Raw genomic sequence first — 18447 nt, 5'->3', positions numbered from 1 at the left:
AGTAACAACTTTGAGATACGATCAACTATTCACCAAAACACTACTGACCGCCATACTTACAAGTATGGTCATGAGTGTATCAGCGAGCAACAAACGTGACTCGCTGAATATCTTGAATCGTATCTACAATTACCAGCAGGCCAACACAGCAGCCATCGACAGTCTTGAGGATCAGGTGTATGCCAAATTCCGATATCATGTAGATAAGCGCAATGCCATACTGTGGCTCATCCCATCGATGTATGTGATGGCTAAGGACGAGAGGGATTATATACGCGAGTCGTACAGCAAGGTATTGTTTACGAATGCGCACGATTACGACATCACCAACCAGTTGCTGTCAGGCACCATCCGTCATAACCGCAAGGCACTCCCTACCCTGCTCAACTACATGACGCCCAACATCTACGATATCGACTTATACAATGGGCACATGCTCTCGCCCTTCAACAAATGCAACCGCAGGTATTACCGTTTTACCCAGAAGCTGCAGCACGACGGCACCACACGTCTGGAGTTCCGTCCGAAGATATACAACACGCAGTTACTGAATGGTTATGCCATCGTTGACACCAACACCGGGCGCATTATCCGTACACTGCTGAATGGCGAGTATGATATGCTCACCTTCCGCACAGAGATTACGCAGGGCGAGGAAGGCGGCCGATCTATCATGCCAGCCAAATGCACTACAGCGGCTACGTTCCGATTCATGGGCAACAGGATTTCTGCTCTGTTCGATGCCAACTATAACTGTAACAAGACGCTACCCGATTCTGTAGAAAGGATGGATAGCAGGGAGCTGATGGATGAGGTTCGTCCCACACCGCTTACAGAAACCGACAAGCATATATACGAGGCCTACGACCAGAAAAACCGTCAGGACTCGATGGTACAAGACACGCTGCCCAAGAAACAGCGACTTTGGAAGAAGATTTTCTGGGACACCATTGGCGAGAACCTAGTTACACCTATCAAGGCCGAATCGGAGGAAGCCAACTTCAGCATGTCGCCTATCATCAACCCGATGTATGTAAGTTACAGTCATGCCCGTGGTGTGCGTTATAAGATGCGCTTCCGCTCGCAGTACAACTTCTCGGCGCATCGTTATCTAACACTCAACCCCACGTTTGGTTACACCTTCAAGGAGCACCAGTTCTACTTTACGGCACCACTCCGTATGACGTATAACCCAAAGCGTAACGGATATACCGAGGTGATATTTGGTAATGGCAACCGTATCAGTACATCTACGGTGATGGATGTGATAAACGCTGCCCATCAGGACACCATCAACTTCGACAATACGGATATGGACAAGTTCAAGGACCAGCATTTCAGCATCATCAACAACATCATGGTGTTCGACTGGCTGGATATCGAAACAGGTTTCATATACCATCGCCGTTCGGCTGTTAACAAGGAGTTAATGAAGTGTTACGACATGCCAACAGAGTATCGAAGCTTTGCACCAAGCATCGGTCTGAAGTTCTCGCCTTGGCTGAATCGTGGCCCTGTACTTTCGGTAGATTACGAGCGAGGCGTGAAGGGTGTTAACAAGTCGGATTTGGAATACGAGCGCTGGGAGTTTGATGCCCAATGGAAGAAGAAAATTCCAGGCCTGCGATTGCTCAACATGCGTGCAGGTGCAGGTTTCTATACCAACAAGAAGGACAACCTGTTTGTGGACTTCGCTAACTTCCGCGACGAGAATCTGCCTGAGGGATGGGACGACGACTGGAGTGGTAACTTCCAACTACTGCGCAGTCGTGTGTATAACCAATCCGATTATTATCTGCGTGGCAACGTGTCGTACGAGTCGCCTATGTTGGTGGCTACATGGATTCCCTACCTGGGAAAATATATTGAGAAAGAGCGCTTCTACCTGAGTGGTGTATTACTGCAGGATTCGCGCCCCTATTACGAATTAGGCTATGGCTTTACCAACAGATATATCTCGGTTGGTGCCTTTGCCAGTTTCCGTAACACCCACTTCGACCGTATTGGCGTAGAGGTAGAATTTGAACTATTCAGAAGATGGTAAACGAAACACAGAAATCACTCACCGTATATAAAGCCAGTGCTGGAAGTGGTAAGACTTTCACCCTGGCCACCGAATATATCCGCCTGCTGGTAGAGAATCCGCAGAGCTATCGCAATATCCTGGCAGTAACCTTTACCAACAAGGCTACCGAGGAGATGAAGATGCGTATTCTCAGTCAGCTGTATGGAATCTGGAAACAGTTGCCTGAGTCGGACAACTATCTGCAGAACATCCAAACCAAGACTGGTCTTAAGCCAGAGGTTATCAGCGAGCGTGCTGGTATAGCCCTCAACAACCTCACCCACAACTACAACTATTTCCGTGTGGAGACTATCGACACGTTCTTTCAGAGTGTGCTGCGTAACATGGCACGCGAACTCGACCTAACCACCAACCTGCGCATTGGGTTGAACGATTATCAGGTGGAAGAGCTGGCTGTCGACCAACTGATTGAGGATCTGACCACAACAGATGTGATGCTGCAATGGATTCTGAAATATATCATGGAGAATATCTCTGATGATAAATCGTGGAACGTGATTGCTCAGATTAAGAAGTTTGGTCAGAACATCTTTAAGGACTATTATAAAGAGGTAAGCCTCACCCTCGAACAGAAGATGGGCGAGGAAGGATTCTTCGAGAACTATACCACCACCCTACGCGAGCTGAAGAAAGCTGCCGAAGGCTATATGAAAGAGATTGGCGAATCGTTCTTCGATACCCTCGAAGGCGAAGGCTTGAGTGCAGACGATCTGTCGAGTAAGCAGCGAGGTATCGCCAGTTACTTTAACAAGCTCCGTAAAGGCACTTTCGATCCAAGCATTATCACAACAACAGTAAATAATCATCTGGAGAATATAGAGAAGTGGTGCCCCAAAAACCACCCACAGCGCGATGCCGTACTGAACGTGGTTGAGGCATCGCTGTTACAGATACTGAAATGTGCTGTAGAGGCCCAGGAAAAACAATGGAAAATCTTCCAGTCGGCTAATCTCACCCTGCGCCATCTCAACCAGCTACGTCTGTTAAGCAGCATTGAGAAAAAGGTACGCGAGATTAACGAGACTGATAACCGCTTCTTGTTGAGCGACACCCAGCAACTACTCCACTCGCTCATTGATGGCAGCGACTCGCCTTTTATTTTCGAGAAGATTGGTACCCAACTCAAGCATGTGATGATCGACGAGTTTCAGGACACCTCTACCATCCAGTGGCAAAACTTCAAGGTGCTGCTTTCAGAGACCATGAGTCATGACGATGGCAGTAACCTGATTGTGGGTGATGTAAAACAGAGTATCTATCGTTGGCGCTCAGGCGACTGGCGCTTGCTGAATGGTATTGAGCAGCAGTTTAACTCTATGCTAATGGAAATTAAGTCGCTTTCAACCAATTACCGTTCTACGCGTAATGTCATCGATTTCAACAACCAGTTCTTTACCCACGCTGCCAACTTAGAGTATGCATCACTCGAGGAGTTGAACTGCGACGAGCGCGACCAGCTAAAGAAGGCCTATGCCGACGTAACCCAGCAGGTACCAGATGGCAAGCCACAAGAAGGCAAGATTACCATCGAGCTGTTGCCAAGCGAAGAGTATCAGGAAGAAGTTCTGGCCCACATGACTGAAAACGTGAGTGAACTCATCAGCCAAGGCGTTAGTCAGAAGGATATCGCCATCCTGGTGCGCTATAACTTCCACATACCCATTATTGCCCAGTATTTTCTGGAGCATCTGCCCTCAGTAAGCATTGTGAGCGATGAGGCATTCCGTCTGGATGCATCGAGTGCTGTAAGTCTAATGATTCAGGCCCTGCAACTCCTGCTCACACCCGACGACCAACTTACCAAGGCAGCAATCGTAAAAACCTGGCTCTGCACCGTTCAGGGCAAGGAACTGAGCGATAACGAGTTTATGATAGCAGGTGCCAACCTCGATACCTACCTGCCCGAGGCCTATATAGCTCACTTTGATGAGCTATTAACCCTTCCGCTCTACGAATTGGCTGAGAAGATATACGCTATCTTCGAATTGCATCGCCTAGAGGGGCAGGGTGCCTACCTGTGTGCCTTCTACGACCAGTTGGCTAACTACGTTAACGAGAATACTACTGATATCCAGGCTTTCCTGACAGAGTGGGAAGAATCGCTTTGCAAGAAGACTATCCAGAGCGATGAAACCAATGGTATCCGTCTGATCTCCATCCACAAATCAAAGGGTTTGGAGTTCGACCATGTGATTATTCCCTTCTGCGACTGGCCTTTAGAGAAAACAACTGATAATATTATCTGGTGCCAGCCTAACGAGGCTCCTTTCAACGATCTGCCCATTGTACCTATCGACTATAGTCAGAAGGCGATGTTAGGCACCATCTACGAGGGCGATTACCTGCACGAACACCTGCAGAACATGGTTGACAACCTGAACCTGCTGTACGTAGCCTTTACACGTGCTGCCAAGAGTTTGTATGTGATTGGTAAGCGCGGCGTTAAGAATTCGCGCTCAGCCTTGATAGAGCTCTGTCTGCCTTTAGTGGCTGGCGATATGCCCGATGCCCAGCTGGAAGGCATGGAGAACAATGATGCAGCGATTGTATTCTCGATGGGTTTGTTCTCAGTTGGAGCAACTGAGCAGAAAGAAAAAGCTCCTAGCAAGAACCCCTTTCTGCAGAAGTCAGAGCCTGTACATGTGGCCATCCGCAACTTCGAGAGCAAGGTAAACTTCCGTCAGAGTAATCGTAGTCGCGACTTTATCGAGGGCGACGAGCTGGATCAGCAGCACCGCTATATTCAGGCTGGTAGCGTGTTACACGAAATCTTCTCGACTATACAGACAGAGAAGGATATCCCTGAAGCCCTGCAGCGTTTGCAGTTCGAGGGTATTCTGTACGACGAGGAGATGACTGCCGAGAAGATTACCACCATGCTGCGTAAGCGCTTGGCCGATCCACGTGTAGCCTCGTGGTTCTCACCCCGCTGGACACTCTTTAACGAGTGTACCATTCTCTCAGTAGAAGATGGCGAAGTAAAGGAGCATCGCCCCGACCGTGTGATGACGGATGGCAACGAGTGGATAGTGGTCGACTTTAAGTTCGGCCATCCAAACCCTGAGTACCATGCCCAGGTGCGCCGCTATATGGACCTATTGCAGTCGATGGGTCACCAAAACATCAAAGGCTATCTGTGGTACGTATATAGCAATCAGATAGAGGAGGTAGAACATTAAACATTAAAGATTAAATATTAAACATTATATGGGTTCATTCCTTGAACATGTAGCAGAAGACCTGCTTTCCAGATATGGCACCAATCTATCACGAGTAGCTGTGGTGTTCCCTAACAAGCGTGCATCGCTGTTCCTTAACGAGCACCTGGCGCGCTTGGCGCAGAAGCCCCTATGGAGCCCTGCCTATATTACCATCAGCGATTTGTTCCGTTCGCACTCCAAACTGCAGGTGGCCGACCCTATCCTGCTGGTTTGTGAACTGCATCGTGTGTTCACAGCCTGTACAGGTATCGACGAGACGCTCGACCATTTCTATGGTTGGGGACAGCTGTTGCTTTCCGACTTCGACGATTTGGATAAGAACATGGCACCTGCCGATAAGGTGCTGGCCAACCTACGCGATATACACGAGCTCGACGACACCTCGTACCTCACACCTGAACAGCGCGAGATGATTAAACGCTTTTTCAGCAATTTCTCTGAGGAGCATAACACTGAACTGAAAGAGCGATTCCTACGCCTGTGGAGCCATATTGGTGAGATTTACCATGCTTACAACCAGCAGTTGGCCGAAAAGCAACTGGCCTACGAGGGTGCCCTCTATCGCCAGGTGGCAACAGACGAGACGTTAGAGTTTGAATACGATACTTATGTGTTTATTGGTTTCAACCTGTTGCAGAAGGTAGAACAAACACTCTTCAGCCGATTGGAGAAGCAGGGCAAGGCCATCTTCTATCAGGATACCGACGAGGTGCCACCACACCACATTAACCTGATTTCGGCTCCTACCGAGAATATTCAGGCACGCTATATCAGCGAGTGGTTGGATGCCGATCGCATTAACGATGGTCGCAAAACAGCCATTGTGCTTTGCAACGAGGGCTTGCTGCAAACAGTTATCCACTGTTTGCCCGAGAATGTTGACAAGATCAATATCACCACAGGTTATCCGCTTGGTCAAACCTCGATAGCGTCGCTCATCAACACGCTTATCAACATGCAGGTGCATGGCTATTCGCTGCGCAAGCAGACCTTTGCACGTAGATGGATTGAGAGCATCAAGCGCCATCCATACGCCACACTGATGCCCGATGATTTTGCCAGTCAGCGTTATACCGATATCCAGCCCTTACTGCATTGGCTCATTAGTCTTACGCAGACCATCGCCACCTCAAAGAGTCCTATCATCGACTCACCACTCGATACTGAGAGCCTGTTCCGTATGTACACCTTGCTTAACAGACTAAGCGGTCTGGTGGATAGTGGCGTGCTGAAAGTGGATGTGATTACGCTGCAACGCCTGGTTGTACAACTGATATCAACCACCTCTATTCCCTTCCATGGCGAACCTGCCGAAGGAATCCAGGTGATGGGTGTGCTCGAAACTCGAAACCTCGACTTCGACCATGTGCTTCTGCTCTCGTGCAACGAGGGTAACATGCCACGTGGCGTTAACGATACCTCGTTTATCCCCTATGCCCTGCGTAAGGCCTACGGACTGACCACAATCGATTACAAGGTATCCATCTACGAGCATTATTTCCATCGTTTGCTGCAACGTGCAAAAGATGTAACCATCCTTTATAACAATGCCACCAGCGATGGTAAAACAGCCGAGATGTCGCGCTTTATGCTGCAACTGATGGTTGAGAACAAGATACCTATCACGTTCGAAACCCTGAAGGCTGGACAAACACCTCAGCTCCATGCGCCTCAGGCCATTAACAAGACACCCGAGGTGATGAGTCAGCTGCAGCGCCGCTTTGCCAAAGATGCAGGCGGCATCAGTCCTACAGCCATCAACACCTATCTGCGCTGCCAACTGCGATTCTTCTATCGTTATGTATGCGAGTTGAAAGAGCCCGACAGCACAGAGGACGATTTGATTGACAACCGTTTATTTGGTAACATCTTCCATAAGGCAGCCCAATTGGTGTACGAGTATCTAGTAGCAACCAAAGCAACCATCACCACGATGGCTATCGACGATTTATTAAAGGAAGAGGTAACGATAGAACGTGTAGTAGATGAGGCCATCAAGCAGGAGTTCTTCCATATCAACGATGCCTCACGTCCACTGCCCCCACTCGATGGCTTGCAGCTTATTAACCGCGAGGTGATTATCAAGTACCTGCGCCAGCTGTTGGAGTGCGATCGCCGTTTGGCGCCCTTCAGCATCCTCGGTCTCGAAAAGCCTGTTAACATCACTTTGAATAATCAGTATATTGCTGGTGTCATCGACCGTTTGGATAGTATTACCGATCCAGAAACAGGACTGGAACGTATCCGTGTGGTAGATTATAAGACAGGTTCGCGCCAGATGAAAGCCATGCCCGATGTGGCAGCCATTTTCTCACAGGAGGCCATCAAGGATCATAGCGATTACTTCCTGCAAACCCTGCTCTATGCCCATATCGTGCGTAGCAAAACACCACAGATGGTGTCGCCATGCCTGCTGTTTATTCAGCATGCAGGTAGCGAGGATTACGACCCTACTCTGAAGATTGGAAAGGAAGCCATCACTGATATAGCAGATTATTCAGATGAGTTTATCACGCTGTTACGCCAACAGCTGGACGATATCTATAATGCCCAGATAGCTTTTGTGCCAACTGACGACCAGCATCGTTGCGAAACATGCCCCTACGCTGCACTCTGTCGAGGGTAATTATCTGTTCTTGTTGTTTGTAAACCAGTTGTGGGTAAAATGGTACATAGCCAAAGCAGCTATTACCAGTACCAAGGCAGCTATCAGTGCGGTTGTAATGTTGCCTTGGAAGATAGCCACACCTGCGCCTACACCCCAAGCGATACCACTCTCCCAGCCTAACAGGAAGGTGCTCTGCGAAGTGCCTCGCTGACAGTGGCGACTCAGTTTGATAAAGAACAGCAGGAAGCGCGAACCTATCAAACCAACGCCCATACCAATAAACAGCGGAGCTGCATACATCACGATAGGCAGATGGCGTGTGATCATCATCAGCAGGGCCACACCCATCAGTATCAAACCTGTTACCACCTCGCTCTTCAACTCAGCATTCTTAAACACAAAGCGCTGCGATAAGATGGCCACAGCAAAGCCCACCATCATCATCGAGTAGAACTGCTCAATCATTACTACCGACAGGATAATACCCACGGCCAAAGTAACCAGTTGCAGGTTTACAAACAGTGGGAATCCATGAGGCAGGAAGAAACGATCCAAGCTAACAGTAGGGATATCATCCTGAGGTGCACGGAAGGGGAAGTTTACCAGCAGCACCAGTACCACCACAGCCATAGCACAAGCCATAGTTGCCAACAGCACATAGTGGAAGCCGGCAATGCGCCCAATGAGCAAACCTGCCATAGGACCCATACTCAGGGCAAATCTCGAGAACCAGGCAGCCGAGTGGTTAGCTTCGGTACGCTGGAACGACTCGCTGGTATCGATAATCAGCGTGCTCGTCAGCACCATCTGGGCCAGTCCGAACACGGCTCCTTGTGCAAAACGCTGCACAAAAACCACCATAGGATTGGCCACACGCATATGCAAACCATCTATATAATACAGGGCTGTAATCAATAGTGCTTCAACCAGCACGGCAAATATGCACACTAAGTTTCTACGATAGTGCTGAACCATATAAGATATGAATGCACCAAGTGCAAACAGTCCTACTCCGAATGCAGCCATAGCAATACCTGCATCCTGAGCCGAGAACTGCTGGGCATCCATCAGCCAGCGGGGCATAGTAGGTACGAGCATATAGACCGTCATAGCCAACAGAAAGTTGGCGATGGCCATCAACCAAAAGTCTTTATGCCACAACCTGATATGTACGGGCGTACTCTGTGAATTCATTCTGGTTTTAATGATTCTTTTATTATTTCGGCTGCAAAAATAGTGATTTTTTATGAGAAATTTGCTATTTTCGAGATTTTAGTGTAATTTTGCGCAAAAATAAGTGCAAAAGTATGACAAACCAACTCAAATACACGCTCATTTTCGTTATTCTCGCCGTTTTTACGGGTTGTAGAAACGATGACGAAGGCAAACTGACTTTCGAGATGCTCGAGTCGGAAAAAACCATACGTCTATCAAACGAAGAGCTATCGCCAGTGTGCAATGTAAGTTTAAAACTGCCCTGCGCCACCAAAGAGAGTGGCGAGGTGGGAAAGAATATTAACGAGGCTGTGGTGTATCGCCTCTTTAACCAGGCCGATATGGGCATGCAAGGTGCCATGGACCAGTTTGCCGAGGCTTACACCATGAGTTATAAAACCAACATGCTGCCTCTCTACAATGCCGATCGTGCCGATACCACCAAGCGCTCGTGGTACGAGTTCCATTACATTATCAATGCCACTACCGAGCAAACCTCGAAGCGCACTTTGGCCTATCTGGCCACCATCGACTACAGCGAGGGCCATGCCAACAGCATCCATCAGCTTATCCCGCTTAATTTCAAAGTCGAGACAGGAAAAGAAATCAGGATGAAGGATATTTTTGTGGATGGCTACGAAACCCAGTTGCCACCCGTATTGCTGAAGGCACTCATGGAGAAAACTGAGAGCCAGAACCTTGACCAACTGAAGGAGAAAGGTTATCTGGACCAGGTAGAAATGTACGTACCTGAGAACTTTATTGTGAGCGATAATACCATCACTTTTATTTTCAACCCCTCCGAGATTGCCTCGTTGGAGTTAGGCACTATCGAGTTGGTGCTTACCTATGCCCAGCTTAAGAAATTAGTAAAACCCGCATTTATCAAATCAGTACAATGACAGCAGAGATTATTCAGAAATATTTTCCAGAGCTGAGCGACGAGCAGCGCCAGCAGTTCGACGCCCTCGATGCCCTTTATCGTGATTGGAACACCAAGATTAATGTTATTTCGCGTAAGGATATCGACCAGCTTTACGAGCACCACGTGCTCCACTCACTGGCCATCGCTAAGATGATTAACTTCCGTCCAGGCACACGCATTCTGGATTTTGGTACAGGTGGTGGCTTTCCTGGTGTACCCCTGAGCATTCTGTTTCCAGAGTGCCAGTTTAAGCTGATTGATGGCACAGGCAAGAAGATTCGTGTGGCCCAGGAGGTGTGCAATGCCATTGGCTTGAAGAACTGCCAGCCCACCCATCTGCGTGGCGAGGATGAGAAGGATAAGTACGACTTTATTGTGAGCCGTGCCGTGATGCCCCTCCCCGACCTGGTAAAACTGATGCGTAAGAACATCTCGAAGCAGCAGCAGAATGCCCTGCCCAATGGCGTTATCTGCTTGAAGGGTGGCGATTTGCAGGCCGAGTTGCAGCCCTATCATAAGATTGTAGAAGCCACAGAGATTTCGCAGTTCTTCAGCGAAGAGTGGTTTAAGGAAAAGTACGTTATCTATCTGCCACTATAATGCTACACGTAAAAACCTTCAGTTTTAATCTCCTGCAGGAGAACACCTACGTGGTTTACGACGACACCTACGAGTGTGTGATTATAGACTGTGGCGCCTATTATCAGGAGGAGCGCGATGCGTTGGTAAACTTTATCAACGAGCATCAGCTAAAGCCCGTACATTTGCTATGTACCCATGGCCATTTCGACCATAACTTTGGAATCAACACCGTGTTTGACACGTGGGGATTGAAGCCCGAGATTTCGGCCGACGATGAGTGGCTGATAACAGATATCCCTGGACAGTTCCTGGCGATGGCAGGCATCAAGCTCAACTTGTCATTCCCTGAACCAGGCCATTACTTTGCCAACGACGAGGTCATCCGTTTTGGCACCCACCAGTTTAAGTTGCTGCGTACCCCAGGCCATACACCAGGTGGTGTTAGCTTCTGGTGCGAAGAAGAGAAGGTGGTGTTTACAGGCGATACCTTGTTCCGTATGAGCATAGGCCGCACCGATTTCGAACGTGGCAGCTATGCCGATATCATGCATAGTCTGCAGCACGTACTTGCAGCGCTACCTGCCGACACCAAGGTTTATACAGGCCACGGCCCACAATCAACTATAGGCGACGAACAGCAATACAATCCTTATATGAACGCATAAAAAAAAGAGTTGGTGTTTAAACCAACTCTTTTGCTCTTTCTAATGCTATATTGATGTGCGAGCAAATGTTTTCCTCGCCTAACATCTTATCAAATCCGGCCTTATGGAGTACAGCCTGCACTGTTGGGTTCACACCCGAGAGTACTACCTGTATGCCATCATTCTGACTCATGGTACACAGGTTAGTAAGGTTGTGGATACCAGTAGAATCAACGAAAGGCACCTTACGCATACGAATAATGCGCACCTTGGGTCGCTGACCACGCAAGCTGGCCATAATCTCCTCGAACTTATTACCTGCTCCAAAGAAGTAAGGACCGTTAATCTCGTACACTTCTACACCCTCAGGGATAGTCAGGTGCTCCAGGTTACCCATCTGGAAGTCGCTCTGCTCCTCCTCTGGGTCGATCTCATCGCTGATAACCTTCACATCGGTAGTCTCTGCCATACGACGCATGAACAGCAAGCAAGCGCAGATCAGACCAACCTCGATAGCGATAGTCAGGTCGAAGATAACGGTAAGCAGGAAGGTTACACACAGCACAATCACGTCGCTCTTGGGGTTCTTCATGATTGAAGCGAACGAGCGCCAGCCACTCATGTTGTAGCTCACGATAACCAGCACACCAGCCAGACAGGCCATAGGGATATACTGTGCCAGTGGCATGAGGAACAGGAAGATGAGCAGCAGCACGGCTGCATGTACGATACCAGCCACAGGTGTACGTCCACCATTATTAATATTGGTCATGGTACGTGCAATAGCACCTGTAGCGGGGATACCGCCAAATATAGGACTGGCCAGGTTAGCCACACCCTGTGCAATCAATTCGGTATTAGAGTCGTGGCGATCGCCAATCACACCGTCAGCCACAGTGGCTGAAAGCAAAGATTCTATGGCACCCAAAATGGCGATGGTGATAGCTGGCGATACCAGACCCTTAATCACATCCCACGACAAAGCGGGCATTTCAGCATCAGGCAACTGGTTCGAAATACTGAATCTGTCGCCAATGGTTTCTATACTCATTACGCCAGCATACTGCTTCAACAGCAGAGCGGCTACAGTCATGACGATAATTGCAATCAGCGATCCTGGCAGCTTCTTCAGCAGACTGTTGTACTTAGCAACCATAGGCCATGTGGCAATTACAGCTACCGAGCCGATGCCCACAGCAGTGCTCCACCAGTCGATGGTACCAAAGTCGCCGATGTATGCGCCCCACTTCTCGATAAAATCGCTGGGTACGCTCTCCATGGTTAAACCAAACAAGTCCTTAATCTGTGTGGTAAAGATGGTGAGCGCAATACCGCTGGTAAAACCTACCACAATGGGGTAAGGTATGTATTTGATGATGGTTCCCAGATGCAGCACACCAAACAGAATCAGGAACACACCAGCCATCAGTGTGGCGATGGTCAATCCCTCGAAACCGTACTGCTGAATAATACCATAGATAATAATGATAAACGCACCAGTAGGTCCACCAATCTGTACTTTCGAACCACCCAGCAACGAGATAATCAGTCCGGCTACGATGGCGGTGATGATACCCTTCTCAGGGGTTACACCTGATGCAATACCAAAAGCGATGGCCAGAGGCAGTGCTACGATACCTACGATGATACCGGCCAGCAGGTCGGTGGTAAACTGTTGTTTGTTGTAGTGCCGAAGTGTCGACAAAAGTTTCGGCTTGAATGCAAATGTTGTCATCATCTTCTATTAATCTCTATTAATTCCTTTGTTATCTTGAAAAAACGCATGCAAAAGTATAAAAAAAACAAATTTTATACAACTTTTGCGCTAACGTATTCTAAAATACTTTATTTTTGTTGCCGAAAATCAAGTCAAATTAATTGTTTTACTTAAAAATTCAAAGCATTATGAAAAAAGTACTTTTCGCAGTTGTGGCCTGCATGGCCATGGGTTTCGCATCTTGTGGAAACAAAACTCAGGCTCCAGCCGAAGCCGCCGATTCAACTGTAGTAGCCGAGCAGAGTGTAGATGAGGCTGTAAGCGCCATCACCGCTGCCCTCACAGAGCAGATTGAGGCCAAGGATGCCAACAAGTTCCAGGCTACACTGGCCACTGTACAGGAGCAGGTTAAAGAGTTCCTCACCACCAATCCTGAGTTGGCCAAGGAGTATGTAACCAAGGTTCAGGAGTTCCTGAAGGCCAATGCCGAGCAGATCAAGGCTTTTGCTGGCGACAATGCCGCTGTAGCTGCTGCTGTTGAAACACTCACTGTTACCCCTGCTGAGACATTCGTTAATGGTCTTACCAGTGCTGTAGGTGGTGTTCAGGAGGCTGGTCAGGCTGCTGTAGATCAGACCGTTGATGCTGCCAATGCTGCAGTTGAGGGTGCCAAGAAGGCTGGTCAGGATGCTGTTGACAACACCAAGAAGGCCGCTGAGGATGCCGCTAACGCAGCTAAGGAAGATGCCAAGAAGAAGGCTAACGATGCCATCGACGAAGGCGCCAATAAGCAGAAGAAGGGTCTGGGACTTTAATCCCAAACACACTTACTTCAATGTTAACTCTACTGGGCAGTGATCGCTGCCCAGTATTTGTGTATGTATCCGGGCATCGTCCATGCGCTCACGCAATCGATCGCTAATCACAAAATAATCGATACGCCAGCCAGCGTTCTTCTGGCGTGCCTGGAAACGATAGCTCCACCACGAGTAGGTTACCTGCTCAGGATACTTATAGCGGAACGAATCGGTAAAACCACTGGCCAACAGGGTTGAGAACTGCTCGCGCTCCTGATCGGTAAAGCCGGCATTCATACGGTTGGTCTTGGGGTTCTTCAGGTCAATCTCCTGGTGTGCCACATTCAGGTCACCACACAGTATCACAGGTTTCTTGGCATCGAGGCCCTTCAGATAGGCACGGAAGTCGTTCTCCCATGTCATACGATAGTCAAGGCGCTTCAACCCGTCCTGCGAGTTTGGTGTGTAGCAGGTTACCAGGTAAAAATCCTCCATCTCCAAAGTAATCACACGGCCCTCGTGGTCGTGCTCATCAATCCCTATGCCATAGGTCACGCTCAATGGGTGGTGCTTGGTAAAGATAGCCGTACCACTGTAGCCTTTCTTATCGGCATAGTTCCAATAGCTCTCATAGCCCTCAAAGGCCAAGTCGAGCTGACCAGCCTGCATTTTTGTTTCCTGCAGACAGAAGAAGTCAGCATCCAACTCACGGAAAGTGTCGCTAAACCCCTTTCCTTCACACGCCCTCAGGCCGTTCACATTCCAACTTATCAGTTTCATATCTATTCTTAAAATCTTTTTTCATATAAACATACGCCACAGCTACCAGGACAAACATGCCCACCAGCACATAGGCCATCAGCTTGAGCACGTACATAAGGCCCAGCATATCAATCTGTCGGCAGGGCACCACCGTTACCATGGTCCAGTCGGTGTACTTCAGCGGTGTATAGAAGAAGTAGCTCTCCTCGCCATTAAACAGATAGCGCTCCTGTGTTTCGTCGCTACTCTGCTTTCCTGCCTTCATCTTGCGTTCCAGCAGGGTTTTCTTACCACTCTTGCTACCCCTTACGTGATAGAAGAACTGGCCCTCCAATAGCTTTTCTGCCTTGGGGTGCGTGATAAACTTACCATCGTAGTTGATGATGAAACTCTGCGATTTCAGTCCCATCACCTTGGCAGCAAAATTGTTCTGGGCATTATAGGTGCTGTCTGTCTCGTCCAGCTTCCCTGTCAGCCATTCCAGTGAAATATCGGCTCCTAATACAGCCACAGGCTTGCCCTCAGCATCGTGTATGGGCACCATATAGGCCACCAGTGTGGTTGATTTGTCGTAGCCATCGTAGAAGGGATCACTCCACTCACAGGTGTCGCCCTCAATCACGCTTCTGAACCAACGGTCGTTCAGGTAGTCAAAATCCTGATCGCCCTTCAAATCCGTCAGTATCTCATCGCGATTCTTGGGGTTACGCCAGGCAAAGGGACAGTATTTCTCACCCTTCTCCGGATAGTAGTTCTTGATAAAGTTCATGCCACAACTATGCACACGATTACCATTACGCACAATACGTGTCATAGCGTCGATTTGGGTCTCAGGTTTGTCGAGCGATTGCTCAATGTAATACACATGGTTAGAAACCTGTACATACACATCCGACAGCACGCGGCGCGTGTACTCATAGTTGATGAGCATACGCATATGAAAGTTCTCTGCATACTGTTTGGTGATACCGTTCAGCGTGTAGTGATATGAAACAACCCCCACGCACACAGTAATTACCAAGCCACACAACAAGAGTCGGACAGCAATTTTTGCAGGTAACGATTTAATTCTTCCTTTCATAAGCCCAAACTTTTTTTGATTCTCTTTGAGTGCAAGAGAGCTCGCTATAGGGTTAGCAAGCTCTCTTAATGGTATAGCAAAGCCGATTTATGCTTCGGCCTTTGTCTCTGCTTTCTTGGCTGCCGGTTTTTTAGCAGCAGGCTTCTTGGCAGCCTTTGGCTTGGCAGCGGGTTTCTCGGCCTTGGCAGCCTTACCCTTGCAACCCTCCAGCTTCTCCAGCTTGGCCTTGAGTCGGGTAATCTCCTTATCCTTCATCTCAATCTCATCACCCTGGTTCTTAATGGTGGTGAGCAAGCCCTCCAGCTCGTCGTTATCGATATCGAGTGGATAAAGGGCATTTACACGATTGATAAAGTCGCCCAGGATGTTCATATAGTTGGTGAAGGCATCGAATGGTCCGCTGTAGATACCACGATCCAGTCCTACGTTCGAAGGCTTGGTGGTCATGAAACGGAAGTTGTTCGAGGCCTGCAGATAATCCCAGTCCTGATTGATGCGGGGATCGTTGGCGATACGCAGACGATCGGCCACACTGTACAGTTTGTTGAAAGCCTCGCGCTGCATAGCGTTACCCAACCAGCTGCTAACGTCGCGTTCCTCGTCGACCCATGAGAGGGTATCGGGCACATCCAGCTGACTCACGCTCTTGCATGCCTTGCAGATTTCTGTAGGTGTAGAGAAGGTGATACCCTTGGCCTTGGCCTGTGCAGGCAGAGCCTTCAGGAAGTCGAGGATGTTAGAGCTTAGTGGCTGGGCAATACCCAGAGCCGAGAGCTCCATGAAGATATTCACAATCTGCTCCTCTTCGGGCAGACGGGCGATACGATCGATATAGGCATCGGCAAACAGTGGATAGCCATCCCACTCTGAGTTGTTGAATCGCAAAGAAATATCATCGCTCAGTTCGATATCACGCAGCAACAGCTTCAGGTTTGGAGCCAGGTTGCAGTGGTAAACATAGTGTGGACTCTTCCATCCCAGCACGTGCTTAGCACCCTCAGTAAGCATACCCTTGAAGCCCATCGAGGCTACCTGAGCACCAATATCATCGCTATAGATAAGTGACGAGTTACGCAATACAGAAGGCTTCTTACCAAACATCTCCTCGATCTTAGCACACTGCTTCTTTACATCCACAGCAAAGCTATCGGGGTTAGCCAGCGACGACAAACCGTGACTGTAAGGTTCGGCCAGGAACTCTACGCAGCCAGTCTCGTTCATAGCCTGCAGCTTTTCGAGCACCTGTGGTGCATGCATCTCCAACTGCTCGATACCAGTACCACTCAGTGAGAAAGCCACCTTGAAGTACTTGCCATGCTCGTTAATCATATCGTGCAGGGCATTGAGTGCGGGCATATAGCTGCGCTCGGCGATGTCGCTGATGCTACGCTCGTTCTCGTAGTCATCATAGTAATAATGATCGGTTCCGATATCAAAGAAACGGTAACGCTTCAGATGAATAATCTGATGTATCTCGAAATATAAACAAATTGTTTTCATAACATTTTTAATCTTTAATGTTTAATCTTTAATGTTTAATTATTCCCATCCTAAGGTGCGGAGGTAGAGGGTACGGATCCATGCGCCCACCTTCTCCCATGTAATCTGGTCAACCTCCTTCTTACCCTCGTCCTTGAGGTAGTTAAAGAGCGACTCGTTATGACAGATGGAGTAGATGGCATCGGCCAGCGCGTGGATGTCCCAGTAGTCGACCTTGATACAGTTATCAAGAATCTCGGCACAGCCACTCTGCTTTGAGATGATGCTTGGGGTTCCGCACTGCATAGCCTCCAAGGGCGAGATACCGAATGGTTCGCTCACCGAAGGCATGACGTACACATCAGAGTTCTTCAAGCACTCGTACACCTGCTTGCCACGCATAAAGCCAGGGAAGTGGAATCTGTCGGCAATGCCACGCTCGGCAGCCAGATGGATCATAGCGTCCATCATATCGCCTGAGCCAGCCATACAGAAACGCACGTTGCGGGTACGATGCAGCACCATGGTAGCGGCCTCTACAAAGTACTCAGGTCCCTTCTGCATGGTGATACGACCTAAGAAGGTAACCACCTTTTCCTTGCCAGTATGGTCAGGACGTGGAATATCCTGATACTCCTGTGGCAATGGGTACACAGCATTGTGAACGGTAAAGCACTTGCGTGGGTCCTGATGATACTGGTTGATAACCGTCTGACGGGTTAATTCGGATACACACATGATACAATCGGCCCAGTCCATACCATTCTTCTCGATGCTGTAAACGGTAGGATTAACCTTACCACGCGAGCGATCGAAGTCGGTAGCATGAACATGGATACACAGAGGTTTGCCACTTACCTGCTTGGCATGGATACCAGCTGGGAAGGTGAGCCAGTCGTGAGCGTGGATAATATCAAACACCTCCGTGCGGGCCACCTGTCCGGCAATGATCGAGTAGTTATTAATCTCCTCGTGCAGGTTGCCAGGATAACCACCGGCAAACTCCATCGCACCAAGGTCGTTCACGTTCATATAGTTAAAGTCGGCGTAGATATGCTCGCGCAACTTAAAATAGTAATCGGGATCCATGATATTGCCCACGCGCTGCTTCACGTAGTCGTAATCTACATCGCGCCACGCAATGGGCACAGCGTTCATGGCAACGATACGGCAGGCATGCTGACTCTCATCGCCAAAGGGGTGAGGCAAGCACAGTACCGTCTCGATATCGCCCTGAGCCTTCAGGCCTTCAGAGATACCATAGTTAGCGGTGGCCAATCCACCGAATACGTGAGGAGGATACTCCCATCCAAACATTAATACCTTCATA

General features: G+C 48.8%; 13 protein-coding genes. 7 read left to right on the top strand and 6 right to left on the bottom strand.

The window, feature by feature from the left end:
- The first annotated feature begins 10 nt into the window (after window positions 1–10).
- From T499_RS0103880 to T499_RS0103870, 3 genes are read left to right on the top strand one after another with little or no spacing between them, the layout of a single operon-like run.
- Window positions 11–2044 carry a DUF5686 family protein gene (locus T499_RS0103880; RefSeq protein ID WP_157054499.1) on the top strand — a complete coding sequence of 678 codons (2034 nt, stop codon included), beginning with the start codon at window positions 11–13 and terminating at the stop codon, window positions 2042–2044.
- Window positions 2038–5265, top strand: a complete 3228-nt coding sequence (locus T499_RS0103875; RefSeq protein WP_033149800.1) for a UvrD-helicase domain-containing protein — start codon at window positions 2038–2040, stop codon at window positions 5263–5265. Before T499_RS0103880 ends, T499_RS0103875 begins: the two co-directional genes overlap by 7 nt.
- A gap of 28 nt (window positions 5266–5293) precedes the next feature.
- The gene (locus tag T499_RS0103870) at window positions 5294–7933 is read left to right on the top strand and encodes a PD-(D/E)XK nuclease family protein (protein ID WP_033149799.1); all 2640 of its coding nucleotides are present in this window, start codon (window positions 5294–5296) and stop codon (window positions 7931–7933) included.
- Here the strand turns inward: T499_RS0103870 and T499_RS0103865 are convergent, their stop codons facing one another.
- Window positions 7934–9109 (bottom strand): MFS transporter, encoded by a 1176-nt coding sequence (locus tag T499_RS0103865; RefSeq protein WP_033149798.1) that lies wholly within the window; start codon window positions 9107–9109, stop codon window positions 7934–7936.
- Between the two features lie 113 nt (window positions 9110–9222).
- On the opposite strand from T499_RS0103865, the gene T499_RS0103860 reads away from it, so the two are divergent.
- Genes T499_RS0103860 through T499_RS0103850 form a run of 3 tightly spaced genes read left to right on the top strand, consistent with a single transcriptional unit; the run spans window position 9223 to window position 11302 of the window.
- Window positions 9223–10032 carry an RsiV family protein gene (locus T499_RS0103860; protein WP_033149797.1) on the top strand — a complete coding sequence of 270 codons (810 nt, stop codon included), beginning with the start codon at window positions 9223–9225 and terminating at the stop codon, window positions 10030–10032.
- Entirely contained in the window at window positions 10029–10655 is a 627-nt protein-coding gene (gene rsmG / locus T499_RS0103855; protein ID WP_013063284.1) for a 16S rRNA (guanine(527)-N(7))-methyltransferase RsmG, read from the top strand. Before T499_RS0103860 ends, rsmG begins: the two co-directional genes overlap by 4 nt.
- Window positions 10655–11302 (top strand): MBL fold metallo-hydrolase, encoded by a 648-nt coding sequence (locus T499_RS0103850; RefSeq protein ID WP_033149796.1) that lies wholly within the window; start codon window positions 10655–10657, stop codon window positions 11300–11302. Before rsmG ends, T499_RS0103850 begins: the two co-directional genes overlap by 1 nt.
- Before the next feature lie 16 nt (window positions 11303–11318).
- Here the strand turns inward: T499_RS0103850 and T499_RS0103845 are convergent, their stop codons facing one another.
- Window positions 11319–13016: a SulP family inorganic anion transporter gene (locus T499_RS0103845; RefSeq protein ID WP_033149795.1), complete on the bottom strand. Its 1698-nt coding sequence runs from the start codon at window positions 13014–13016 to the stop codon at window positions 11319–11321.
- 170 nt (window positions 13017–13186) lie between these two features.
- On the opposite strand from T499_RS0103845, the gene T499_RS0103840 reads away from it, so the two are divergent.
- Window positions 13187–13813, top strand: a complete 627-nt coding sequence (locus T499_RS0103840; protein ID WP_033149794.1) for a hypothetical protein — start codon at window positions 13187–13189, stop codon at window positions 13811–13813.
- Between the two features lie 12 nt (window positions 13814–13825).
- Here T499_RS0103840 and T499_RS0103835 read toward each other — a convergent pair whose 3' ends face one another.
- The 4 genes from T499_RS0103835 to T499_RS0103820 all read right to left on the bottom strand — a co-directional run bounded on the left by T499_RS0103835 (window position 13826) and on the right by T499_RS0103820 (window position 18446).
- Window positions 13826–14575 (bottom strand): exodeoxyribonuclease III, encoded by a 750-nt coding sequence (locus T499_RS0103835; protein ID WP_033149793.1) that lies wholly within the window; start codon window positions 14573–14575, stop codon window positions 13826–13828.
- Complete coding sequence (locus T499_RS0103830; protein ID WP_084162878.1) at window positions 14532–15638, bottom strand: PDC sensor domain-containing protein; 1107 nt, start codon at window positions 15636–15638, stop codon at window positions 14532–14534. The genes T499_RS0103835 and T499_RS0103830 overlap by 44 nt, the downstream gene beginning before the upstream one ends.
- A gap of 87 nt (window positions 15639–15725) precedes the next feature.
- On the bottom strand, window positions 15726–17138 hold the full coding sequence (locus T499_RS0103825) for a glycoside hydrolase family 57 protein (protein ID WP_033149791.1): 1413 nt from the start codon (window positions 17136–17138) through the stop codon (window positions 15726–15728).
- A 39-nt stretch (window positions 17139–17177) separates the two neighbouring features.
- Complete coding sequence (locus tag T499_RS0103820; RefSeq protein ID WP_033149790.1) at window positions 17178–18446, bottom strand: glycosyltransferase family 4 protein; 1269 nt, start codon at window positions 18444–18446, stop codon at window positions 17178–17180.
- Window position 18447 lies beyond the last annotated feature (1 nt).

This window comes from Prevotella sp. RM4 (assembly GCF_000701965.1).
Lineage (GTDB): Bacteria > Bacteroidota > Bacteroidia > Bacteroidales > Bacteroidaceae > Prevotella > Prevotella ruminicola.
Note: the sequence above shows the minus strand (reverse complement) of the source record. Positions and strands in the feature narration are given on the sequence as shown.